This is a genomic window from Sorangium sp. So ce204, assembly GCF_051526795.1.
Classification (GTDB): domain Bacteria; phylum Myxococcota_A; class Polyangia; order Polyangiales; family Polyangiaceae; genus Sorangium; species Sorangium cellulosum_B.
In genome coordinates, this window is the sequence record NZ_CP150317.1 from 6,250,016 (window position 1) to 6,273,625 (window position 23,610).

The following is a 23,610-nucleotide window of genomic DNA, read 5'->3' on the forward strand; positions in this document are numbered from 1 at the left end:
GTCACCTCGTCAACCGATCGAGGATCGCGTCCACCTTCTCGAGGGTGAGGCCCTCGTGGTAGTCGCGATCGACCTGCATCATCGGGGCGGTGCCGCACGAGGCGAGGCACTCTGCGGTGCGCAGCGTGATCTTCCCGTCCTTCGTGGTCTCGCCGGCGTGGATCCCGAGCCGCTTCTCGCAGTGGTGGAGCACCTGGTCCGCGCCGTTCAGCGCGCAGCTCAGCGTCCGGCACACCCAGACCTGGTGCTTGCCGACGGGCTCCTTGTTGAAGAGCGTGTAGAAGGTCGCGACCCCCTGGACGTGCGCCGCCGAGAGGCCGAGCTGCTCGGCGACCCAGCGGAGCACCCGCTCGGACACCCACCCCTCCTGTTCCTGGCAGAGGTGGAGCACGGGGATGCACGCGGCCTGGCGGTTCGGGTAGCGCGCGAGGATCTTCTCGAACTCGGTTCGCCGCTCGGCGGTCAGAGCAAATTGTTCGGTCATGTCGGCTGTTGGCACGGTCCGCTGGCTCCCTGGGCGCGCCGCGCTCGCGGCGTGCCCGCTTCCACATGCAGTCGGGACCCCGCAACGCGGGTCCCTTTCAGCGAGGGTCCGCCCGGCAGACCGGGCGCACCCTCGTGCGCCTCCGATCTGGAGGCGCCTGCCGGAGGCGGACAGCCCCGCGCACCGGCGGCCGGGCATTCGGTTGTCCGTCGTACGGAGCCGTCCCGAGGCGCGGGCACGCTAGTGAGCGACGGTGGTCACTGTCAAGGCGCGCCGGGGGGGAAACATAAAGCGGACCACACAAACCCTGCCCCTGCCCAGAAACCGGACCTCTCCCCCCGAGGTGCCCGTCCCCTCGATCGTTCTCCTAGTCGTGGACGTGGACGTGGACGTGGACGTGGACGTGGACGTGGACGTGGACGTGGACGTGGACGTGGACGTGGACGTGGACGTGGACGTGGACGTGGACGTGGTCGTGGTCGTGGTCCTAAACGTCCCCCCGCCCCCCTCCCTCCGCCTGGAGCACGTGGCCACGCGGTACTCCCTGGGTTTTCTGACGAAGACCGCGTAGCCTGCCGAGAAGTCCGCAGCGTTCTTCGTCTTTCACTTGAGAACCGGAACGCGCTTCAACTACCCTCGGCGCCCATTACGACGCGCAGGGGCGCGGACATCCGTAGCAGCGAACCCCCCGCCGGAGGTGGTGCGTGTTCTGTCCGAATTGTGGGACGCAAAACTCGGAAACGGCGTCCACGTGCACGAAGTGCGGCTACAACCTGAAGAGCGCAGCCGCGCCGAAGTTCAAGGGCACCATGCTGATGAGTCAGCCGTCCTCCGGGGCGGGCGCGGCGGGTCCGCGCGCGCCGGGGGCGCCTCCGCCTCCGGCGCCTCCTGCCGGAGCGCCGCCGGGCATGGCCGCGATCCCGAGCCCGCCGCAGGGCCTCGCGGGCACGGTGGTCGGCGTCCCGCCGGCGGGGCTCGGCGCTTCGGCGGGGCCTCCCCCTGCCCCGCCGCCTCCCGGGATGGGCTACGGCTCGCCGTCTCCCGGCGGACAGCAGCCGTCTGGCCCGGCCTTCGGCGGCGCGGCCGCGAGCCCGTCGGGCGGCTATGCGCCGTTCGGCCAGCAGCCCCAGGGCGTGAACCCGCTCGGCGGCACCATGGCGATCGACCAGCTGCCCGGGTACGGCGCTCCGGGCCAGCCGCCCGGCGGCATGGGCGGGGCCGCGGGCGCGCCGCCCGGCGCGTTTCCTCCGCCCGGCGGCTACGGGCAGCCCCCGCCCGGCGGCTACGGGCAGCCCCCGCAGGGCGGCCCGGGTGGGAATCCTTTCGGACCGCCTCCGGGCCAGGACCCGATGGGCGGCCCCGGCGGCGCGCCTCCCGGCTACGGGCAGCCGCCCGGTTACGGGCAGCCGCCTGGCTACGGGCAGCCGCCCGGCTACGGGCAGCCGCCTGGCGGCGCGCCTCCCGGCTACGGGCAGCCTCCGCAGCACGGCGCCAGCGGGTACGGGCCGCCTCCGGGCCAGGATCCGATGGGCGGCGGCTACGGCAGCCCCCCGGGCGGCAGCTACGGCAGCCCTCCGGGCGGCGGCTATGGCGGATCGCCGGCTGGCGGCTATGGCAGCCCTCCGGGCGGCGGCTACGGCGGGTCGCCCGGCGGCAGCTACGGCAGCCCTCCGGGCGTGAGCGATCCCGGCTACGGCGGGTCGCCCGGCGGCGCTCAGATGTCGGCGCCCGGCCAGTTCGGCCAGGCGGCCAGCAACCTGGGCGTGTACGGCGGCGGCGGCTCGATGGCCCCGGGCGCGAAGGGTGAGATCCGCAACCCGGTCACGGTGTGTGTGATCGGGATGGTCTGCTTCCTCTACGCCCTCTGGCAGATGTGGGCGATGCTGAACGAGCTCCAGCAGGCGACGAAGGACCCCGAGTTCAAGCCCTGGTACCTCTTCGTCCCGTTCCTCAACTACTACTTCCTCTGGGTGAAGGTGCCGGAGCAGGTGACCCGGGCCAAGCAGATGGCCGGCTCGCGCAACCAGCAGGCCGAGGGCATCGTGCTCTACGTCTTCCTCCCGCTCTACGCCCTCGCGAAGGACCTCAACGAGGTCTGGGACCCGAACGCCGCCTGACCCGCGCCGCGGTCCTCCGCCGTGTCGCCGTCCAGCTCGACCGAAGCCCGTTCGCCCGCTCCGTCGGCCCTGTCCCGATGGAGCGCGGCGCACGTGCGCGGCCGCGCTGCGCGCCTGGGCACGGCGGCGGCGGTGCTCGGGCTCCTCGTCGCGTGCGGCGCCCCGCTCTGCCCGTTCGCGATCGTCACCCGCCACCCCTGCCCCGGCTGCGGGCTCACGCGCGCGACGCTCGCCCTCGCGCAGGGCCACCTGACCGACGCGCTGCGCCTCCACCCGCTCTCCCCGGTCATGGCGCCGCTCGTGATCGCCGCGCTCGCGTACAACGCGGCGATCTACGTGAAGGACGGCCGCATCGCGGCCGCCGAGGGGGTGCAGGGCGCGTGGATCACGCGGCTCGGCATCGCGCTGGCGGCCCTGATGCTCGCCGTCTGGATCGCGCGCTTCCTCGGCGCGTTCGGCGGCCCCGTGCCGGTCTAGCGCAGCTAGCAGCCGCGGACACGGAGCGCTTCGCCCCGGCGCCGTGAGACGGGGCGCAGGGCGCGCACGGCGTGGGCGCCGCGCCGGGGCCAGCCGCGCTCCGAGCGCGCGAGCGGGGCGCCCGCGGGCACGCCGACGCGCAGCAGCACCTCGTAAGCGCGCTCCAAGTCGCTGCCGATCACGTCGAGCTGCTCGTCCGTCAGGCCCCGCTTCGCCTTGGGGAACAGGATGTCCTCCTCCTCGTCGGCGTGGTGGGCGAAAATGTCCCGCAGGAGCCGGAGGCGCGCCTCGAAGCGCACATCGGTCACGCGCGTGCGCAGCAGGTTGTCCGCCGCGAAGCGCGCGAGGCCATGCTTCTCGTACGCGTCGTGGAGCGGCTTCCTGTCGCCGGCCATCCGCTCGGCACACACCGGGTAGAGGTACGTCTCCTCGATGCGTACGTGCGCGTCGATCATCCGGGAGAGCCGCGCGACCATCGCCGTCCGGAGGCCCGGGCTGGGCTCGGCGGCGATGCGCGCCATCAGGGCGCTGACTTCGAGATGCTGCTGCTCCAAGAGATCGAGTGCGTCCATGGGGTTCCCCTCGCGTGAAGCTCACCGCCCCGCGCCGCCGCGCTTGAGCAGCGCGTGCACAGCCCCGGATCGCGGTGCCGGGCGGCGCGGTGCAGGCGGCACCGTCGTGGCAAGGAGCGGGCCGGCGCCGGGGCGCGCGGAGCGCGGCCTTGGCTACACCGGCACGCCGGCGAGGGCGTCGCGCATCGCCGAGGCGCTGGGGAACCGGTGGTCGGGGTGCTTCGACAGGGCCCGCGCGAGCACCTCGTCGAGCACGCGCGGGACATCACGGCGCTCCCGCCGGAGGGGCACGGGCGCGGACCGCACGATCGCGACGAGCACGTCGAGATCGCCCCGGCCCCGGAAGGGGAGCTTGCCCGAGAGGGCGTAGTAGATGAGCAGCGCGGCCGCGAACAGGTCGCTCCGCTCGGTGATCGCGCGGCTCCGCATCGCCTGCTCCGGCGACATGAAGAGCAGCGTGCCGACGAGCGACCCGGGGCTGTCCGGCGTCACGCCGTCGCCCGTGTCGACGCCGGGCTCGTGCGCGAAGCCGAGATCGATGAGCTTGACCGTCGTCGCGCCCTCCCCTGCCCCGGCGCCCCGCGCCCCGGGGACGAGCAGGATGTTGCCGGGCTGGAGGTCGCGGTGGACGACCTTCGCCGCGTGCATCGCCGCGAGGCCGGCGAGGATCTGGTCCGCGAGGGCGAGCGCGCGGCCGATCGGCAAGGGGCCGCGCTTCCGGACCTCCTCGCTCAGCGTCACGCCGTCGAAGAGCGGCATCACGAAGAACGGCCGCCCGTCCTCGAGGCGCCCCTCGCCGAGCACGGGGCAGACGTTCGGGTGGTCGATGCGGCGGGCGAGCCGCACCTCGCGGGCGAACCGGCTCTCGATCCCGGAGTCCCCCGCGTGCACGCGCCGGAGCGCCTTGAGGGCGACCGGCTCCCCCGTCGCGGCGCGGCGGGCCGCGTACACCGCGCCCATCCCCCCCTCGGCGATGAGCCGCTCGATGTGCAGTCCGTGCTCTGTACGACCGACGAGCGGGTCGACGGCCAGCCGCCCACACGCCGGGGCCCCCATGGTGATCCCGCCTACCGCCCCGGCGCCATGCCCCGGCGGGAGCCCCTTCGGCGCCCCCCGCTCGCGGCCCGCGTGGCGGACGATCCCGGAACGAGGCGGCAGCCGTCGCTCCTCGGCTGGACCGCGGCCCGGGTCGGCAGCGTCAGGCAACGCCTCAGCGATCACGGACCTCTCCCTGGCCGAACCGGAGGAGCAACGCAGTTGGGAGCCAGGATCCACGTAGAGAACCTCGTCGGAAATTACCTGACGAGTGTCCATGGACCAGGCCCGCCAAGCAAGCGGATTGGGTGCCGAAACGACCAACGTCGTGTGGGTGCACCTCCGGCTTATGTCCCGTTTCTACTCAGTTTTTGCCCGGACGAAGCGAACCGCCCAAGGCGTTTTCGGACGGTCGGGAAAATCCTGAAGGAAATTGCGTCCCGATCCCCGTTACCTTCGCGGCGCACTCCTCACTACATGCCGAGGGCGACGACGTGGCGAAGCGTCTTGATCTCATTCTCGTGATCGACGTGGAATCGACCTGCTGGGACGGCGACCCGCCGCCGGGCGAGGAGAACGAGATCATCGAGATCGGCGTGTGCCCGCTGGAGGTCGCCTCGTGCCGGCGCCGGGAGCGGCGCTCGATCCTGGTGCGCCCTGAGCGCTCGCGCGTGAGCCCGTTCTGTACGGCGCTCACGACGCTGACGCAGGCGGATGTCGACGCGGGCGTGTCGTTCAGGGAGGCGTGCGCGACGCTCCGGAGCGAGCTCAAGGCGCAGGATCGCCTCTGGGCGAGCTACGGCGACTACGACCGGCGCATGTTCGAGCGGCAGTGCCAGTCGCGCGGCGTGCCGCTCCCGTTCGGGCCGAGCCACCTCAACGTGAAGAGCCTCTTCGCGGTGACGCACGCGCTGTCGCGGGAGGTGGGGATGGCCGAGGCCCTGGAGCGCGCCGGCCTGCCGCTCGCGGGCACGCACCACCGCGGCATCGACGACGCCCACAACATCGCGGGCCTGCTCGCGCACCTCCTGCTGGCCGCGCGGCGGTGACGCCGGCGGCGCCGGCGACGCGCGCGCTCAGGCGATCGGCGCCGCCTCGAGGGCCTCGGGCTGCGCCCCTGCGGCGTCCCGGGACGGTGGCTCGCTGGCGGCGGCGCCTCCGGGCGACGCCGCTCGCTCGTCGTCTCCCGCGGCGATCGCCCCGGCCGCGGCGGGCGGCACGGTCGCCGCGGCGAGGAGGTAAGCGAGGCCCGCGCCGAGCAGCAGGGCGCTGTAGCCGAGGTTCAGCGCGCACAGGGCGCCGAGGGCCATCGCGGTCGCGCCCGCGAAGGCGCCGAGCGCCCAGCACCACGGCAGCAGCGCCGACGAGACCGAGTCCACGATCTTGACCCCGAGCGGCGCGAGCGAGCCCGCGAGCAGGCCGAACGGCACGAGGATCGCGATGGCGAGCAGCGCGCGCGGGAAGGCCCCGAGCCCGAGGCCCCACCGCGCGAGCGGCACGAGGCCCACCGCCGAGAGCGCCGCGGCCACGGCGAGCGCCTCCGCCACCCTCGCCGAGACCTCCGTCGCGGCGCCCGGGGCCACACGGGCGGTGAGGTAGCCGCCCACGCCGGCCGAGACGAGGAGGATCACGAGCACGGCCGGGAGCTCGTGCGCGGGCAGGTCGAGCAGGAGGAGACCGTGCCGGAACACGGCGAGCTCGACGAGCGCGAACCCCGCGCCGATCGCGGCGAAGAACGCGAGCGCTCGGGCGGGCGGCGTCGACGGCGCGGTCGACGCCCGCGCGGTCTGCACGGGCACGTCCTGCGGCGCGAGGCGCCCGCGCCGACGGCGCGCGGCGAGCGCCGGGAGCAGCACGCCGAGCGCGGAGAGGAGCGCGCCGACGGCGAGCAGCAGCGCGAGCGCGAAGAGGGCCGTGTGGCCGGCGCGGAGGGCCCCGACGTCGCCGAGCACCGCGGGCAGGCGGCGCGCCGGGACGGTGTACGCGAAGAACGGCCTGTCGTCGGTGGGCGGCGTCAGATCGGCCTCCGCGGCCGCGCCGTCGGCGACGCGCGCGGCCGCCGCGGAGGCCGAGGGCGCGGCCGCCGCGACGAGCCGGCTGCGGACCGGGGTCGCCGGGCGGTCGGGGGCGAGGACCTCCGAGAACCTGTGCTTGCGGCAGTGGCGGCGGAGCGCGTCGACGTCCTCGCGCGCGAGCGGCGTGCGCCGGGCGAGCAGCGCGGTCCTCTGCGCCGCGCTGCACGCGAAGAGGTGGTCCTTCGGCGCGGCCACGCCCGCGCGGCGCAGCCCCGCGGTCACGAGCGAGAGCAGCCGATCGAAGTCCGCGTCCGCGCGGGCCAGGACGAGCGTGCCTTCGGGCAGGAGGCGCGACAGGAAGTCCCCGACGCCCTCCAGCGTGTGGAGCCGGCTCTCCGAGAGCGCGAGCGCGCCGGTCGCCGACGCTTCGACCGTGTCGGCCGACGGGATCACGATGTTCCTGAAGAGCAGCGGCGTGCGCCGGGCGAAGCTCCGCCCGTCGCCCACCTCGAGGCGGACCTCGGGCTTGTCGAACAGGTTGCCGCTGAACGCGGCGTACCTCCCGCGCATCACCTCGAGGACGCCGCGGTCGCCCTCGACGGCGACGACGTCCTTCTGCCCGGCCTTGAGCGCGGCGCGCACGTCGCGCCCGCCCCCGGCGCCGACGACGAGCGCGGGGCCCTGGTCCTTGTGCAGCGCGTACGCCATGTCCTCGGGCTGCGGCGGGGGCGTCGCCTTCGCGTCGAGGATCGGGCTCGCCGCGGCGCCGCCGAGCCGCATCAGCGCCGCGCCGGCCTTCGGTCGATCGACGGAGATCAGCGAGCGCTCGGTCCAGGCCTCGTGCTCGGTCCGATCGGGCGACGGCCGGCGGATGCCGGCGAGCCGGAGCCACGGGGCGCCGACGTCGCCGGCGAGCAGCACGAAGGAGCCGAGCACGAACGTGGCGACGAGGCCGCCGGGCGCCCGCTCCTCGCCCTCGCAGCAGCGCGACCCGAGGTAGAAGAAGATGCCCGCCACCGCGAAGAAGATCGCCGCCGCGAGCGCGGCGCGGGGCGCGCCCGCGCGGAGCGCGCCGGCCGCGGCGAGCCCGCCGAGCGCGCCGCCGACGAGATCGAGCAGGTAGAGCCGGGGCATCTCCGGCGCCGCGTGCCGGATCGCGGCCGCGAGCGCGAGGCCCGCGAGCGCGAACGGGACGGTGGAGGCCGCGTAGCACAGCGCGAGCCACGGGAGCGACCCCGGCGCGGGGACGGACAGGGGCTCGCGGTGCGCGAGCAGGATGACCGCGGCGAGGGTCGCGCCCGACGCGAGCGCGGCGAGGGTCGCCATGCGGGCGAAGAGCGCCGGCGGGCGGGCGAGCGACGGCACGACGTAGAGCAGCGCGCCGCCCACGCCCGCGCCGACGAGCGACAGCGAGAGCGCGAGGAACGCGTGGATCTCGCCGAACAGCGCCGCGTAGATCCGCGCGAGCGAGATCTCGAGCAGGACCGAGGCGCACGCGAGGGCTGCGACGCCGCTGAAGAGGCCGCTCCGCTGGGGGACCCGCATGGGCCCGCTCCTACCACAGCGCGAAGCGGCGTTTCACCTCTCTCGACCGAGCGGGGCGAGCGGCCACGGCGCGAGCAGCGGCACCGGGGCGCGCTGTCGGCCCAAACGCGGCTCCGCCGCGCCGCTTTGTCGGATCGCGCGCGCGCACTCGTCGACGGTCAGGCGGCGCGGCCCGTACGCGGAGGCGTTGGCCGCGTCGGCGTCCATCAGCCGGGTCGGCGTGTCGATCCCGAAATCGTCCGGGTGCCCCGGCTCGTCGAGCAGCACGTGGCCGAGCTCGTGCGCCAGCGCGAACGACGCGCGATCCGCGCGCAGGCCGGCGCGATCCTCGATGATCGTGTTCCGGATCGCCCCGCCGTCGGCGAAGATGAACGACTCGCCGATCCGCCCGCCGCCCGCGAAGCTCGGGACCATCACGACGTCGACGGTCGAGGGATCGCCGTCGTCGAACGCCTTGAGCAGCGCCCGCTCCTCGACCGTGCCGGCGATGGCGTCCGTGTCGCTGAAGTGCTGGAGGCCGTCGTCGAGATCCACGGCGCCGATGCACGCCGTGAGCGTCGCGTCGGTGCTCAGCGCGCCCGCCGCCGGCGGCTCGATGGTCGCGAGCGCGCCGCCCGGCCGCCGCACGAGCACGTCGGTGGTCCCGAAGGCGCCCGCGCCGATGGCCGGGTTGTCGGAGAGGCGCACCGAGAACCCCGCCGCGCCGATCGCCGCGGCGACGGCCCGGGCCGCCGCGTCGGGGCGCGCGCGGGGCGCGATCGCCGCGGTCACCTCGTGGCCGTCGACGCGCACCCGGATCGCGCCGCCGCTGGCCGGCAGGCCGTGGTCGCAGCCGATCGCGAGCAGGTGCGGGCGCGGCGGATCGACGAAGGTGACGTCGAGCGCCTCGGGCGGGCCGAAGCTCACGCCGCACGCGCCCCACAGGGCGTTCGCCCGCTCGACCTCCGCGCGCGCGATGGCGAGCGCGCCCGCGTCGTCGCCGCCCATCGGCGGCGGGCCGCCGGCGCGGGGGCGCACCATGACGATCCGGAGGCGCGCGCGCGTGCGCCCGAGCGGCCCGAGCGGCGAGGCGCGCGGGCCGGCGACGCGGATCATCTGGACCTTCGGCCCGCCGGGCAGCGCGACGACGAGCGCCCCGCCGACCTCGCCCTTCACGGAGCGATCGGCGATCATCGGGTGGTTGCGATCGATGTCGTCCGCGACCACCCGGAGGGGGCGCGTCGATCCGCACACGAGGCCCGGCGGCACGTCCTCCGGGCACAGCACGTGGCCGAGCGGCACGTCGGAGAGGCGATCGATCGCCGCGCCGGACGGCGCCGCGGCGTGGACGTCGAGGGTGAGCGGCAGATCCTCCGGCGCGCCGATGACGAACAGCCGGATCGCGTCGGGATCGTCGAGGTTCGCGAACGGATCGTCGCCGAGCCGGTCCGGGGGCGTGCGCTGCAGCGAGGCGTGGGAGCGCGCCATGTCGATGCGCCGCCCGGCGCCGTCGATCGCGCGCACCTCGAACGCGCTGATCGCCCGCGCCTCGCCGAAGAGCGCGATCTCGCTGCGCCCGGCGCGGACCGCCTGGATCTCGACGCGGCGGGCGCCCGCGGGGATCGCCGCGCCGGGCTTGACCGGGCTGCCGTCGACGAGGAGCCGCAGGCCGGCGGGGATCGCCGCGGGCGCCTGGCTCGCGCCGCGCGGCGCGCGCAGCGCCAAGAGCTCCGGGGCGGACGGCGCGCGGGGCTGCTCGCCGTCCGGCACGCCGTCGGCGTCGTCGTCGTCCAGATCGACCGCGATCAGCGCCGGCTCGGCCGCCGCGGCGCCGGCCGGGCCGAGCAGCCCGCCGAGGAGGACCGCGAGTGCGGACAGCCGCCTGTTCATGTCGTCATCACCCTGCCCGCTCGCCCTCCCCGGCCAGTCTATCGCGACTCCGGCCGAGCGCAGCCGGCGCGGCGCGGGAGGGGCCGTCGGGAGCCCTCCGATGGCGGTGCGTCCCGCCCTGCGCCACGTGTCGCGCCATGGTCAGCGTCAGCGCCGTCATTTTCGGTGTCGACGGCACGATCCTCGACACCGTCGATCTGCACGCGGCCGCCTGGCAGCAGGCCTTCCGGCGGTTCGGCCGCGAGGTCCCGCGGGAGAAGCTGCGCGGCCAGATCGGCAAGGGCGCGGACGAGCTGCTGCAGACGTTCCTCTCGCCCGAGGAGCTCGGCTGGATCGGCGCCGGGATCTCCTCGCTGCGCGACCAGATCTACGGGCGCGAGCTCCTCCCGGGCGCCCGGGCGTTCCCCTGCGTGCGCGAGCTGCTCCAGCGCGTCGCGCGCGACGGGCGCCGGATCGTGCTCGCCTCGCCGACGCCGCGCGGCGAGCTCGACGCCAGCGTCGAGCTCGCCCGGGTGGGCGATCTGGTCTCGTGGACGGTCTCGGCCGACGACGCGGACAGGTCGAAGCCGCGCCCCGACGTCATCGAGGCGGCGCTCGACCGGCTCGGCAGCGTCGATCCTCGCGAGGTCGTGCTCGTCGGCGACGCGCCGTCGGACGCCGAGGCCGCGGCGAAGCTCGGCCTCCTCTCGGTGGGGCTCCTCTGCGGAGGCTTCCCTGAAATGGAGCTCCTCGAGGCCGGGTGCGCGGCGATCTACCTCGATCCGGAGGACCTCCTCGCGCGCTACGGCGCGTCGCCGCTCGCGCCGCCGGGAGAGCGGCTCGCGTCGTAGCGGCGCTCGGGCGGGCTCAGGCGGCGCCGGGCGGGAGCCCGGAGCGCGCTCACCCTGGGGCGGCGCCGAGCCGCTCCCGGAGCGCCTTCCGCTGCGCCTCGTCGATGGACGACGCGGCGGTCGCGCCGTCGCGGCGCTCCACCGAGTAGACGGCGTCGGCCGGCAGGAGGTCGAGGAGCGCGGGGCTCTCGGTCGTGAGCAGGAGCTGACGCTGGGCGGACGCGCCGCGCAGGTACTCGAGGAGCGCCGGGAGCGCGGCGCGATCGACGCCCGCGTCGGGGTGCTCGAAGCCGGCGAGCACGAGCGGGGGCTCCTGCGAGAGCGCCGTGACCATGGCGGCGAGCCGCAGCGTGGCGTCCGGCTCGTCCGCGGCGGCGCGCCAGCGCTCGCGCCCGTCGCCGTCGACGCCGTGGCGCAGCTCCGGGACGAGGAACCCGCCGGACGAGGACGCGCGGGCGCCGTCGACGTCGCCGATCACCTGGGACAGCCCCGCGAGGAACTCGTCCTGCCATCGCTCCTTCGCGAGCGCGCGGAGGACCGAGCCCCAGTTGTCGCCGCTCGCCTTGAGGCGCCGGGAAGCGCTGAGCTTCTGGGGCGAGCGCAGCGTGCGCGGCGCGAGGGAGTAGAGGACCGCCCGGCGCAGCTCGTCGAGCATCGGGGTGAGCGGTCCATCGGAGAGCAGCGGCAGGACGAGCTTCGTGCCGCTCACGGCGATGGGGGCGACGCCGCGGTACGCGAGCGTGCCGCTGCGCCCCTTGTCCTTGCGCGAGAACCCCTTCGGGCTGCCCTTCAGCCGGTCGAAGGAGACCTCGGGCGCGTCGCTGCCGGCGTCGAAGACCTCGCGCAGGCCCGGCTTGACGAGCCGCGTGAGCGCGCTGCGCTGCCACCACGCGGCCGTCTCGCTCTTGACGCGCGCCTCGCCCTCCCGCTCTCCCGGCGCGAGCTGCACGAGCCAGAACCCGTGGCCCTCGGTCCTGGAGACCGCGACCCCGAGCGTGGTGAGCGCGCCGTCGCCGCGCGCGCCCCCCAGCGCGCCGCCGCCGCGCCGGTTCGCCGCCGCCAGATCGAACGCCCCGTTGGCGCACTCGGCGAGGAACCGCACCGCGTCGAGCAGGCAACCCTTGCCCGAGCCGGGCGGACCGACGAGCGCGGTCAGCGACCCGAGCGTGAGCTCGAGCCCAGCCCCGACGCTGCCGTAGTTGCTGACGTAGACGTGGGTGATCATCGCGGCGCGGAGCCTCGGTCCGAGGACGTCCACCCCCCTGCCCGCGCCGCGGGTCCGCTGGCCAGGCGCGCCAGGGAGAGCTTCCGGGACGCTGGAGAGAGCTCCCGGGACGCTCGCACGACCTCCCGGGACGCTCGAACGAGCCCCCGGGACACGCCGCTGCACTCCTGGGGCGCGTCGCATCGCGCTTCCGGGACATGGCACAGTGCTTCCGGGACGTGTCGCCAGGCTCCAGGGACAGCACGCCGGGCTCCAGGGACAGCACGCCAGGCTCCAGGGACAGCACGCCGGGCTCCAGGGACAGCACGCCGGGCTCCAGGGACACCCGGACGGCGTGGGAGAGGTCCCGGAAGCGCCATCTCCTTCACGCCACGGAGAGATCCTGCCGCCCGGGCAGGCTGTCGCCCGTCACGGGCCGGCGATGCGCGGCCCTCGGTCTCGGTACCGTCCTGAAAATCTCCGATGCGCCCCACCCGACGAGGATCATCGAACGCCTCGCCAGCGATGTCCGCAACAAGATCCTTGCGGAAGCAGCACCGCCCCGCGCGGCGAGGCGATCACACCCGCAGGATCGTAAGGCCCGGCACGTAATCGCGCAGGAGCCCCGCATTCCACGCGGTCGCATCGAACGCCCTGGAGTCCCTGGAGCGTTCACCCACGGCTTCCGCCGGAGCCGCTGAGCTCGCCGGTCGAGCGTCGCTTCATGAACGCCACCGGCGAGAGCCCCGCGAGCTCGCGGAACTCCCTGACCAGGTGCGGCTGATCGCAGTACCCGCTCGCAAGGGCGATCTCCGACCACGACCCGCGGGCGACCTGCGCGTTCGAGACGACGCGCTGGAAGCGGGCGATGCGCGCGTACTGCTTCGGCGAGACGCCGACGGTCGCAACGAAGGCGCGCCGCAGGTTCCGCGGGCTGACGTGGAGCGCGCTCGCCGTCTCTTCCACGGTGATCCCTCCGAGCGAGAGCTTCCGGAGCGCGGCGCGCGCGACGGCCGCCGATGCGGGCTCGAACACGTCGGGACCGAGCATGCGTCCCTCGAGGGCGCGTTCGATCGCCTCCAGGCGAGCTCGCGCGGGGTCCCGCGTGACGCCGGTCCCGACCGCCACCAGCTGCTCGAGCAGGGCGTCGGCGCGCCGGCCCCAGAGATCGCGCGCCGGGACGATGCGATCGGCGAGCTCGTGCATCGGCACGCCGAAGAAGGGGTACGCGCCGCCGGGTCGAAAGACCACCTGCACCGCGAGCAGGAAGCGCGGCACGCGCTTGTACACGGCGCGCGTCTTGGGCCCGAGGACGACGAGGTCGGCGCGTTCCGCGTCGAGCAGGCGAAAGACCAGCGACGTCGTGCCGTCGGGCAGCAGGTCGAGGTTCGTGATCGGCGGCGCGATGGCGCGGACGGCGACGACGAAGTTGCGGAGCACACGCGACGCCGGCGCGCCGGCCTCCGGGCGCGGGGCGCGCCGCGCGACGGCCTGTTCGATCGATCCCACCACGTTCGCCATCGTGCGCTCGCCTCGGGCCGCCATCAACCCAGCCGGCCCCGTCCCGGCCGTTTCCTCCAAGATTGCACCCCGGCACGGGCGCACGGTGCGGTCCAGCGAGGGCTCTTCAGCCCGAGCCCCCAGGAGGACCACGATGAACCTCGACCACTACGTCACCCTCGGCCGCTCCGGGCTGCGCGTCAGCCCCCTGTGCCTCGGCGCCATGACCTTCGGCGAAGACCACGGCTTCGGATCCAGCGTCAAGGAGTCCGAGGCGATCCTCGATCGCTTCATCGAGCGCGGCGGCAACTTCATCGACACCGCCAACGCCTACACCAAGGGCCACTCCGAGAAGATCATCGGCGACCACATCGGCCGCCACCCGAGCAAGCGCGACCGGGCGGTGATCGCCACCAAGTTCACCGCGAACCTCTACCTCGGCGACCCCAACGGCGGCGGCGCCGGGAGGAAGGCCATCTTCGCGCAGTGCGAGCAGTCGCTGCGCCGCTTGCAGACCGACTACATCGACCTCTACTGGATGCACGTCTGGGACAAGCACACGCCCATCGAGGAGACCGTGCGAGCGCTCCACGATCTGGTGGCGGCCGGCAAGGTCCGCTACGTCGGCGTCTCCGACACGCCGGCGTGGAAGGTGGCGCAGGCGCACGGCCTGGCAGGCTTCCGCGGGTGGGCGCAGTTCATCGCGCTGCAGATCGAGCACTCGCTCCTCGAGCGCACGGTGGAGGGGGAGCTCCTCCCCATGGCGCGCGAGCTGGGCCTCGGCGTCACGCCCTGGTCGCCCCTCAAGAGCGGCGTGCTCACCGGCAAGTACACGCGGGAGAACGCCGGCAAGCACAAGGCCGATCGCGGCCCGTTCGTGCTCTCCGCGCTCACCGACAAGGCGTACGCCATCGTCGACAAGCTCGTCGAGATCGCCAGCGCTCTCGGCACCACGCCCGCGCGCGTGGCGCTCGCCTGGGTTGTGGCCCGGCCGGGCGTCACGTCCACCATCATCGGCGCGCGCACGCTGGCGCAGCTCGACGACAACCTCGCCTCCCTGGAGGTCGAGCTCGCGCCCGATCAGGTCGCCGCGCTCGACGCGCTCTCGGCGCCGGCGCTCGACTTCCCCGCCGGCTTCCTGCGCATGGCCGGCGCGTTCACGAACGGCGGCATGACGATCAACGGCGAGAGCGCGCCGGCGTGGCCGATGGCGCCGAAGAACGACGGCGAGCGGTACTGACGGTACTGAACACGCGCCGAGCGCCCCGGCGGGGGCGCTCGTCCGAGTCTCCGTCGCGCCAGCGCCCCCCCGGCGCCGTCACGCCCTCACGCCGTCCGCGCGAGCGCGATCACGAGCGCCTCGCCGTCGACGTTGACCTCGCGCCGCTCGGCCTGCCCCCACGCCGCGGGCGCCGCGCCCAGCACGAGCTCGGCGGCGAGCGCCTCCTGCATGAGCATCTCGCGCGCCGCCTCGGCGACCCTGCGCGCCCGCTCGCCGCCGTCGAGCGCCAGCCGGATCCGCTCGGTGAAGCCGAGGTCGAGCTCCTTGCGCAGCCCCTGCACCCGCGAGAGGATCTCCCGGCCGAGCCCCTCGTCGCGGAGCGCGTCCGTGAGCGCCGTGTGCAGCACGACGACCCCCGCGCGGCCGCCCGCCGCCGCGAACCCCTCGCCCGCCTCGACCGCGACGTCGATCTCCTCGGGGCCGAGCTCGACCTGCTCGCCGTCGAGCGCGATCGCGATCTTGCCCTCGGTCGCGAGCGCCGCGCGGAGCGCCGCCGCGTCGGCCTTCGCCAGGACCTGCTTCGCGAGCTGCACCTTCTTGCCGAGCTTCGGCCCGAGCGCGCGGAAGTTCGGCTTGAGCACGTAGCGGACCGCGCTCCCCTCCTCGCCGGGCTTCAGGAAGCGCACCTCGTGGACGTTGAGCTCCTCGGCGATGAGCGGCACGTGCTCGGCGAGCGCCGCCGCGAGCCCCTGCTGCGACAGCACGATGTCGGCCCGCGAGAGCGGCTGCCGCACCTTGAGCTTGTTCGCCGTGCGCACCTGCAGGCCGAGCGAGACGAGCTCGCGCACCGCGCGCATCTCGATCGCGAGCGGCTCGTCCACCGCGGCGGCGTCCGCCTCGGGGAACGCCACGAGGTGGACGCTCTCCGGCTGCGACGCGGGCCACGGCCGCCGCACCAGGTTCTGGTACATGGCCTCGGCGAGGAACGGCGTGAACGGCGCGCTCAGCTTGGCGAGCGCGACGAGCACCTCGTACAGCGTGAAGTACGCGTCGCGCTTGTCCTGGGCAGCGCGCACAGTCCCCGGCGCAACCTCCAGCGTATCGCCGGGAGAGGACGGCGAACGCCGATCCTCGACCCACGTCGGAGAAGGGGCCCAGAAGCGCGCGCGGCTCCGGCGGACGTACCAGTTCGAGAGCGCGTCCACGAGGTCGACCAGCCGCTGCGCCGCCTCGTACAGCCGGTACTCGTCGAGGTGCGCCGTCACCTCCCGCGTCGCGAGCGCGAGCTCCGACAGGATCCACCGGTCGAGGAGCGACCGCTCCCGCGCCGGCCGGTAACCGGCGCTCGCCGCGAGCGCCGCGGGCGACGTGTCCGTCGCGCCCGGGTTCCCCTCCGCGGGCGAGAAGCCGTCGATGTTCGCGTAGATGGTGAAGAACGAGTAGACGTTCCGGAGCTTGACCGCGAACTCCTTCTGGTACGCGCGCACGTTCGTGAGCGAGTGGCGCGTGTTCGTCCACGGCGGGGAGGACGCGTAGAAGAACCAGCGGAACGCGTCGGCCCCGGGCGCGGGCGTCGCCGGGTCCTCGATGAAGACGCGCTGGTCCTGCGGCAGCCTGGGCACGTCGTTGGGCATCACCGAGAGCGCCTTGTCGGCCGGCGAGAGGCCCAGGCGATCGAGGTCTCCGCGCGAGAGCGCGACGATGCGGCGCGGGAGGCGCTTGTTGCCCGTCGTGGGCCTGAGCTCCAGCGTCACCGCCGCGCCCTCGCGATCGGCGCGGTAGACCCGCACCTTCGCCGAGTCGCCCGTGAGATCGAGCCCCTCGTAGTCCTCGCGCGCGATGTAGGCGACGCCGTCCTTCATCGCGCCGATGCCGGCGCCTCCGCCGTCGGCCGCCGCAAACTCCATCCGGACGCGCTCGAGGATGACCTCGGGCGGCGTGTAGTTGCCCTTCGACTTGCTCTCCTTCTTGCCCTCGCGGTCGCAGACGTGCCCGAGCACGACGCACGTCTGGTACGGGTGCGGGTAGCTCCGGACCCGCGACAGCCCGAGCTTCTCCTGCGTGGCCTCGTCGAAGACCAGCGTCGAGACCATCAGCAGCGAGTAGAACCAGCCCCGCGTCTGATCGATCGCCTCGCTGATGAAGTCCGCCGGGAACGCGCGATCGAACAGCTCCTTCGAGCCCTCCGCGTGCGGGTAGCCCCACTGCGCGAACGGCATGCTCCCGCTGTCGAACCAGGCGTCGATGACCTCGGTCACGCGGCGCATCTCGCCGCCGCACGTCGGACAGGGGAACGTCACCTTGTCGATCCACGGCTTGTGGACGATGAGGTGCTCGTTCAGGCCGGGGTCGGCCCTCTTGGCGTCGCGGAAGTGGTCGAAGGCGCGCGGGTTCAGCGCCTCGATCTCGGCGACCGAGGCCGGGGCGAGCTGGTGCTCCTCGTCGTTCGCGCAGACCCAGACGTTGAGCGGCGTCCCCCAGTACCGCTCGCGCGAGAGCGCCCAGTCCACGTTGTTGGCGAGGAAGTCGCCGAAGCGGCCCTCCTGGATGTGCGACGGGTGCCAGCGGACCGCGCGGTTGTTGGCGATCGCCTTGTCGATGTTGTCCCGGGTCCTGATGTACCAGGCCGGCCGCGCGAGCTGGATCAGCGGATCGTCGTCCGCGCGCCAGCAGAACGGGTAGTCGTGGCGGTACTTCTCCTCGTGGACGAGCAGCCCGCGGGCCGCGAGATCCTTGATGATCAGCGGATCGGCGTCCTTCACCCAGAGGCCCGAGAACGCCGTGAGCCCCGGCTCGAACGTGCCGTCCGGCCGCACCGCGCAGAGCATCGGGACGTCGGCGCCCGGCTCGGCGAGCTCCGCGATCCGCCGCCGGTGCGCGCTCCAGTCGTCCTCGCCGAACGCGGGCGCGACGTGGACGATGCCGGTGCCGGAGTCGAGCGTGACGAAATCCGCGCCGAGGACGATCCAGTAGAGCGGCTCCGCCTTGCCGTCCTTCCTGCGCAGGGAGGCGCCCTCGAGCGACCTCGCGAAGGCGTCGAACGGCGGGCGGTAGCGCTTGCCGACGAGCTCGCTCCCCTTGAGCTCGCGGAGGACGGGCAGGTCCCGCTTGAACTTCTTGGCGAGCTCCTCGCGCAGCGCCGCGGCCACGATGAGCTTGCCGGCCACGGGCGCCGCGCCCCCCGCGGGCGCGCCCGCGTCCACGACGACGTAGTCGAACTCGGGCCGGACCGCGGCGTAGCCGTTCGACGGCAAGGTCCACGGGGTCGTCGTCCAGGCGCAGAGCGCGGTGTCCGGCTCGTCGACGAGCGGGAACGCGACGAACACGCTGGGGTCGTCGACCGTCTTGTAGTTCGAGCCGACCTCGGCCGCGCTGAGCGCCGTCCCGCCCTGGGGCCACCACCAGCAGACGCGGTGGCCGCGGTAGAGCAGCCCCTTCCTGTGCAGCTGAGAGAGCGCCCACCAGACGCTCTCGACGTAGCTCCGGTGGTAGGTGACGTAGGCGCTGTCGAGGTCGACCCAGAAGCCGATCTTGTCGGTCAGGTTCTCCCACGCCTCGGTGTATCGGAAGACGGAGTCGACGCAGCGCGAGATGAACGGCTCGACGCCGTACCGCTCGATGTCGGCCTTGCCGTGGATGCGCAGCTCCTTCTCGACCTCGACCTCGACCGGCAGCCCGTGCGTGTCCCAGCCGGCCTTCCGCGGCACGTCGTAGCCGCGCATGGTCTTGTACCGGGGGAAGATGTCCTTCACGGCGCGCGTGAGCACGTGGCCGTTGTGCGGCATGCCGTTGGCGGTCGGCGGGCCCTCGTAGAAGACGAACGTGCCCCGCGAGGGGCCGGTGGCGCGGGTCTCGGCGCGGAGCGTCTTCTCGAAGATGCGGCGCTGCTTCCAGAAGGCGAGGATCTTCGCCTCGTCGGCGGGGAAGTTCAGCTCGGTCGCCACCCTGTCGAACAGGGGCTCGGGCGGGCCGTCGGTCGGGTTCTTCGAGGACGCTTCGGACATGGCCCGGCCTAGTAGCAAGGCCCATTGCCAGCGTCGAGGGAAGCGCTGGTCCGGCGCGGAGCGCGCGCGACGAACGGCAGGGGTGCTAGGATCTGACGATGAGCGCGCAGCACCCGCTATTTCCAGGCAACGCGCCCGAGGTCGAGGCCGCGTTCCAGGCCGTGCCGGACGAGATGGTCGCCGAGATCCTCGACGGGGAGCTGTACACGTTCCCGAGGCCGGCGCGGCCACACACGCGGACGGCGTCGCGGCTGGGCCGTCGCCTCGGGCCGTTCGATGACGATCCGGGCGAGCCTGGCGGATGGGTGATCCTCGACGAGCCCGAGCTCCACCTGGGACCACGGCCCGACAAGGTCGTGCCCGATCTCGCCGGCTGGCGCCGCGAGCGCATGCCCGACGCGATCGGGCCCGAGGACGCGCCCGCACACTACGACGTCGCGCCGGACTGGGTCTGCGAGGTGATCTCCCCGCGCACCGAGCGCGTCGATCGGGGCAAGAAGATGCGGATCTACCGGCGCGAAGGGGTCCGCCACGCCTGGCTGCTCAACCCGGTCGCGCAGACGCTCGAGGTCTACCGGCTCGACGACGGGCGGTGGTCCTTGCTCGACACGTACGAAGGCGACGAGACCGTACGGCCCGAGCCGTTCGACGCGATCGAGCTGCCGCTCGCCGACCTCTGGGCGCGGTAACCGCCGGCCGGGACGGGCGGCGCGGAGCCGCAGCTCACCCAGCGCGCGGCGCCGGCAGCGCGCCGCCGAAGTCGGCGCGGATGGCGGCCACCCCGTCCGCGCCCGCCTCGAGGCAGGCCGGCGCCGAGGCCGCGTCGATGCCGCCGAGGGCGAGGACCGCGACGCCGCGCGAGGCCGCGGCAAGGCGGGCCCGCGCCTCGCGCAGGGCCGCGAGGCCGAGCGGCGGACCCTTGCCCGGCGTCGCGAAGATCGGCGAGAGCACGGCGGCGTCCGCGCCGGCCTCGGCCGCCCGGAGCACCTCGTCGATGCCGTGGCACGCGACGGAGACGAAGGCGCCCGCCCCGAGCAGCGCGCGCGCGTCGGCCACCGCGACCGAGCGGCGGCCGAGGTGGACGCCGTCCGCGCCGAGGAGGAGCGCGAGATCCAGGCGATCGTTGACCAGGAACGAGGCGCCGAGCGCGGCGGTGGCGTCGCGCAGGCGCCTGCCGAGCGCGTGGAGCGCCGCGCCGGAGAGCTCGGGATCGCGGAGCTGCACCGCCACGCGGGCGCGGGCCTCGGGGGGCAGGGCGCCGAACGCCGAGAGCCGCGCGAGCAAGACCGGCTCCGGGACGTCCGCCGCCTGGGTGATGAGGGTCAACCTCGGGGTGAGCATGGCCGTCCTCCAGCGCGCCGGCGGCGGCGCGTCATCGCGCTCCGTCGCCCGGGGGGCGCTCCGCCTCGCCGAGCTCCTCGAGATCCTGCCGGGCCATCCGGGCGAACCGGCTGGAAGGATACCGCTCGACGAGGAAACGCAAGGTGTCCACCTGGGCGCGGCGATCGCCGCTCGCCTTGAAGCGCTCGGCCAGCGCATACAGGGCCTCGCTCGGGTCCTCGTACACGCGACGATCCGGGTCGACCTCGCTCGCGCACTGGTAAGGCGCCTGTGCGACGGCGGCGAAGATCGCGATCGAGCCGAAGGCCGCGCGGAAGCCGGTGAACACGAGCGGCATTCGCCGATGAACGAGCGCGAGCGTCAAGAGGACGCCGCGGCCCCGGCGACGCCGCTCCCCCGGCCGAGCCGCGCGGGCCCGCTCGGCCGGGCGGCCGGTGACGGGGCTAGTTCAGGGAGGCGCCCGTCCGGGCGGCGCCGTTCTCGATCCCGCCCTTCGAGGCCGGGGCGCCGAAGGGCGCGTCGCTCGCGTCCTGACCGCCGGAGCTCGACAGGGGCTCGCCGCAGGCGCGCAGGAGCGACTCGTGGAGGGCGCGCGCGCTGTCATCCCAGTCGCGCCTGCCGGCGAGCTCCGCGATCCGCGCCGGATCGTAGTCGGCCCGGGCGGCGCGGAGCAGCGCCTCCATCAGCACGCCCTGGTTCCCCGGCGGGATGAGCTCGCCGAGCTCGGCGCTGCGCAGGACGTCGGGGATGCCCCCCACGCTCGTCGCGACCACGCGGCGCCCCGAGGCGAGCGCCTCGAGCAGGACGTTGGGCGTGCCCTCGTGCTTGCTCGGGAGGGCGAGGGCGTCGCACGCGCCGAGCCACAGCGACACCTGATCGTGCGGCAAGTAGCCGGTCACCGTCAGCCGGCCGCCCAGACGGGCGGCGGCGGCCCTGCACGCCTGCTCCTCGGCGCCGCTGCCCACGAGCGCCAGCTCGATGTCCGGGTGGACCGGCGCGAGCCGCTCGAACGCCTCGATCAGATCGAGCACGCCCTTGTCGCGGCTCAGGTGGCCGACGAAGACGATCAGCCGCGAGCTCGGCGACTTGCCGAGCGCGGCGCGCGCCTCGGCGCGGTTGCGAGGCTGGAACGTCTTCACGTCGACGCCGTTCATGACGATGTCGATGCGATCGCGCGGCACGCCGAGCGCCGCGACCCCGTCCGCGAGCTTGCGGCTGACCGTGACAACCCGGGCGGCGCGCGTGAGCCCCCAGCCGAGCGGCCGCCGCATCCGCCGGTCGCGCGGGATCACGTCGATGTCCGAGCCGTGCGTCTTGATCACGGCCGGCACCCCGAGCAATCGCCCCAGGCAGACCGCGGCAAAGCCGTCCGGGTAGGCGAAGGCCCCGACGATGACGTCGGGCAACGGACCGCGCCCGATGAGCTCCGGGAGCATCGACGCCGCATACAGCGGGCCGTTCAGGGCGGGCACGATCCTCGGCACGTACAGGTACCGCGGGTGCCTGACCGGCAGCCCGTCGATGACCTCCTCGCGCGGCGCGCTGGCGCCGATAGGCCACTTCGAGAGGCGCTCTATCCCGGGGAACCACGGGATCGTCGCGAGCACCCGGACGTCGCAGTAGCGCGACAGCGCGGCGAACTGCCGCCGATTGTACGGCGCCTCGTCCGGGTGAACCGCGTTCGGAAAGATCTTCGTGATCAGCAAAACGCGCATCCGCCGCAAGAGCTCCTCCTCTCCGAGCGAGCCGGACCAGCGAGCGCCTCGAAAGAGGACGTCGCTCGCGCTCGGTCTCGTATTCGGTCTAGCCAGTCTCGCCAGTCTCGCTCGGTCTCGTCAATGTCGCCAATCTACGCTCAGCATCGCTCATCTCGCTCAGCATCGCTCAGCATCGCTCAGCATCGCTCAGCATCGCTCAGCATCGCTCAGCATCGCTCAGCATCGCTCAGCATCGCTCAGCCTGGCTCAGCGTTCCATTTTGCCTCGCTCGGCATCGTTCGATGTCCCATTTTGCCTCGCTCAGCATCGTATTCGCCCTGGTCAGGTTCGATTCAGTCTCACCTGGTGTCGTATGTCGTTACACGTCCAGACCGACCCGATGACCGACCCGTCCGTTGCCGTCGTCCCGTCCAGCGGCCGGCCCGGAGGCCCCCGCGGGGGTCGACCACGCGCGCGCCCGGGACGGGGCGTCGCCCCCGCGCCGCCTGGCGATGAGCTCGTCGAACAGGCGCACGTGCCCGTCGACCATCGCTTCCAGGCTGAACTGCTCGGTGAACTTCGCGGGGCCGCGCGCGCGCGCTCGCTCGCGGAGCTCCCCGTCGCGGGCGACCCGCGAGAGGTGCTCGACCAGCGCACCAGGGTCCTTCGACGGGACGAGGAACCCGTCGACGCCGTGCTCGACGATCTCGGGGACGCCGCCGACGCGGCTCGCCACGATCGGCTTGCCGAGCGCGAGCGCCTCGAGCAGCGCGAGCGGCAGCCCCTCCCAGAGCGACGGGAGCACGTAGGCGTCGAACGCGGAGACGAGCTCCGGCACGTCCGAGCGATACCCGGGGAAGATCACCCGGTCGCCGAGCCCCGCGTCCCTGGCCCGCTGCTCCAGCTCCGGCCGGAGCGGGCCGTCGCCGGCGATGACGAAGCGCGCCTCCGGCGCGCGCCGCAGCACCTCGGGCGCCGCCTCGAGGAGGTAGCGGAGCCCCTTCTGCTCGATGTGCACCACGGCGCACCCGAACACGAACTCCCGCTCGCCGATGCCGAGCTCCGCGCGGACGCGCGCGCCCGCGCCGCTCTCGCGGGCGCGGGCGAAGCGCGTCCCGTCGATGCCGTTGTGAATGACGCGGACCGGCGCGCGGACCTTCACGTCGTCGACAAGGATGCGCCTGAGGTCGTGCGACACGGCGACCATCTCGTCGGCGAGGTGAGCGTAGTAGCCGAACTTGCGCCGATCGAAGCCCTTCGCCCGGTTGATCTGGTTGTGCTCCGAGTAGACGACCAGCGGCCGATTGCGGAGCAGGCGCGCCGCGAAGCCAGCGAAGATGAGCGGAGCACGGTTGTGGACGTGGACGATATCGACCGAGCGCTGGTGAAAGAAGCGCCGGATCCACAGCAGCGCCTCTGGATCGCTCTTGAGGCCCGGCAGCACCGGCCGGAGGTCCTTCGTGATCACGAGGCACTTCGAGCGGGGGAGCTTGACCTCCGAGAACAGCCGTCCCTCGCCGTCGAGGCAGATCAACGAGAGGTCGAAGCCGTGATCGCCGAGGCGATCGAGGAGGCTCAGCACCACCTTCTCGAGCCCGCCGACCTCGAGGTTGTTCACGACCATGCAGACGTTGGGCTTGCTCATATTCTCCTGAGCGGACCGTCAGGTCGCCGCGGTCGTCGTCGGAGCGCCGTGAC

General features: G+C 73.8%; 19 protein-coding genes and 1 pseudogene. 8 read left to right on the forward strand and 12 right to left on the reverse strand.

All coding sequences use genetic code 11. The features are described from left to right. Position 1: 1 nt before the first annotated feature. On the reverse strand, positions 2-484 hold the full coding sequence (gene nuoE, locus WMF22_RS23200; RefSeq protein ID WP_044965469.1) for an NADH-quinone oxidoreductase subunit NuoE: 483 nt from the start codon (positions 482-484) through the stop codon (positions 2-4). Between the two features lie 253 nt (positions 485-737). Between nuoE and WMF22_RS23205 the strand changes: the two genes are divergently transcribed. From WMF22_RS23205 to WMF22_RS23220, 4 genes and pseudogenes are all read left to right on the forward strand, one after another. Further along, complete coding sequence (locus tag WMF22_RS23205; RefSeq protein ID WP_438037070.1) at positions 738-1,055, forward strand: hypothetical protein; 318 nt, start codon at positions 738-740, stop codon at positions 1,053-1,055. A gap of 133 nt (positions 1,056-1,188) precedes the next feature. Further along, a pseudogene (locus WMF22_RS23210) lies at positions 1,189-1,254 on the forward strand (zinc-ribbon domain-containing protein); the annotation flags it as partial. A gap of 39 nt (positions 1,255-1,293) precedes the next feature. Then, complete coding sequence (locus WMF22_RS23215) at positions 1,294-2,601, forward strand: hypothetical protein (RefSeq protein ID WP_437301716.1); 1,308 nt, start codon at positions 1,294-1,296, stop codon at positions 2,599-2,601. Positions 2,602-2,694: 93 nt separating this feature from the next. Next, on the forward strand, positions 2,695-3,078 hold the full coding sequence (locus tag WMF22_RS23220; protein ID WP_438037071.1) for a DUF2752 domain-containing protein: 384 nt from the start codon (positions 2,695-2,697) through the stop codon (positions 3,076-3,078). Between the two features lie 5 nt (positions 3,079-3,083). On the opposite strand, the gene WMF22_RS23225 is transcribed toward WMF22_RS23220, so the two are convergent. Beyond that, positions 3,084-3,650 (reverse strand): hemerythrin domain-containing protein, encoded by a 567-nt coding sequence (locus WMF22_RS23225; RefSeq protein ID WP_437301266.1) that lies wholly within the window; start codon positions 3,648-3,650, stop codon positions 3,084-3,086. A 153-nt stretch (positions 3,651-3,803) separates the two neighbouring features. After that, positions 3,804-4,871 (reverse strand): serine/threonine-protein kinase, encoded by a 1,068-nt coding sequence (locus tag WMF22_RS23230; protein ID WP_438037072.1) that lies wholly within the window; start codon positions 4,869-4,871, stop codon positions 3,804-3,806. Positions 4,872-5,179: 308 nt separating this feature from the next. Between WMF22_RS23230 and WMF22_RS23235 the strand changes: the two genes are divergently transcribed. Then, on the forward strand, positions 5,180-5,734 hold the full coding sequence (locus WMF22_RS23235) for an exonuclease domain-containing protein (protein ID WP_437301268.1): 555 nt from the start codon (positions 5,180-5,182) through the stop codon (positions 5,732-5,734). Between the two features lie 27 nt (positions 5,735-5,761). On the opposite strand, the gene WMF22_RS23240 is transcribed toward WMF22_RS23235, so the two are convergent. Then, complete coding sequence (locus WMF22_RS23240; RefSeq protein ID WP_438037073.1) at positions 5,762-8,245, reverse strand: hypothetical protein; 2,484 nt, start codon at positions 8,243-8,245, stop codon at positions 5,762-5,764. Between the two features lie 33 nt (positions 8,246-8,278). After that, on the reverse strand, positions 8,279-10,114 hold the full coding sequence (locus WMF22_RS23245; RefSeq protein WP_437301270.1) for an ImmA/IrrE family metallo-endopeptidase: 1,836 nt from the start codon (positions 10,112-10,114) through the stop codon (positions 8,279-8,281). A 137-nt stretch (positions 10,115-10,251) separates the two neighbouring features. Here WMF22_RS23245 and WMF22_RS23250 point away from each other — a divergent pair, with 137 nt between their 5' ends. Continuing rightward, positions 10,252-10,944, forward strand: coding sequence for an HAD family hydrolase (locus WMF22_RS23250; RefSeq protein WP_437301271.1), 693 nt, complete (start codon positions 10,252-10,254; stop codon positions 10,942-10,944). Positions 10,945-10,993: 49 nt separating this feature from the next. Here WMF22_RS23250 and WMF22_RS23255 read toward each other — a convergent pair whose 3' ends face one another. Both WMF22_RS23255 and WMF22_RS23260 read right to left on the reverse strand, forming a co-directional pair. Next, positions 10,994-12,169, reverse strand: a complete 1,176-nt coding sequence (locus WMF22_RS23255; protein ID WP_438037074.1) for an AAA family ATPase — start codon at positions 12,167-12,169, stop codon at positions 10,994-10,996. 651 nt (positions 12,170-12,820) lie between these two features. Further along, a complete protein-coding gene (locus tag WMF22_RS23260; protein ID WP_437301273.1) occupies positions 12,821-13,669 on the reverse strand; it encodes a helix-turn-helix domain-containing protein in 849 nt (282 codons plus the stop codon). Positions 13,670-13,802: 133 nt separating this feature from the next. On the opposite strand from WMF22_RS23260, the gene WMF22_RS23265 reads away from it, so the two are divergent. Continuing rightward, complete coding sequence (locus tag WMF22_RS23265) at positions 13,803-14,888, forward strand: aldo/keto reductase (RefSeq protein WP_437301274.1); 1,086 nt, start codon at positions 13,803-13,805, stop codon at positions 14,886-14,888. A gap of 86 nt (positions 14,889-14,974) precedes the next feature. Here WMF22_RS23265 and ileS read toward each other — a convergent pair whose 3' ends face one another. After that, positions 14,975-18,874 carry an isoleucine--tRNA ligase gene (gene ileS / locus WMF22_RS23270; protein WP_438037075.1) on the reverse strand — a complete coding sequence of 1,300 codons (3,900 nt, stop codon included), beginning with the start codon at positions 18,872-18,874 and terminating at the stop codon, positions 14,975-14,977. A gap of 98 nt (positions 18,875-18,972) precedes the next feature. Between ileS and WMF22_RS23275 the strand changes: the two genes are divergently transcribed. After that, complete coding sequence (locus WMF22_RS23275; RefSeq protein ID WP_438037076.1) at positions 18,973-19,563, forward strand: Uma2 family endonuclease; 591 nt, start codon at positions 18,973-18,975, stop codon at positions 19,561-19,563. A 34-nt stretch (positions 19,564-19,597) separates the two neighbouring features. Here the strand turns inward: WMF22_RS23275 and WMF22_RS23280 are convergent, their stop codons facing one another. The 4 genes from WMF22_RS23280 to WMF22_RS23295 all read right to left on the reverse strand — a co-directional run bounded on the left by WMF22_RS23280 (position 19,598) and on the right by WMF22_RS23295 (position 23,557). Further along, positions 19,598-20,215: a thiamine phosphate synthase gene (locus tag WMF22_RS23280; protein ID WP_438037077.1), complete on the reverse strand. Its 618-nt coding sequence runs from the start codon at positions 20,213-20,215 to the stop codon at positions 19,598-19,600. A gap of 31 nt (positions 20,216-20,246) precedes the next feature. Continuing rightward, positions 20,247-20,552, reverse strand: a complete 306-nt coding sequence (locus WMF22_RS23285; protein WP_438037078.1) for a tetratricopeptide repeat protein — start codon at positions 20,550-20,552, stop codon at positions 20,247-20,249. Between the two features lie 106 nt (positions 20,553-20,658). Then, positions 20,659-21,930 (reverse strand): glycosyltransferase family 4 protein, encoded by a 1,272-nt coding sequence (locus WMF22_RS23290; protein WP_438037079.1) that lies wholly within the window; start codon positions 21,928-21,930, stop codon positions 20,659-20,661. 361 nt (positions 21,931-22,291) lie between these two features. Further along, positions 22,292-23,557 carry a glycosyltransferase gene (locus tag WMF22_RS23295; protein WP_437301282.1) on the reverse strand — a complete coding sequence of 422 codons (1,266 nt, stop codon included), beginning with the start codon at positions 23,555-23,557 and terminating at the stop codon, positions 22,292-22,294. Positions 23,558-23,610: the final 53 nt, after the last annotated feature.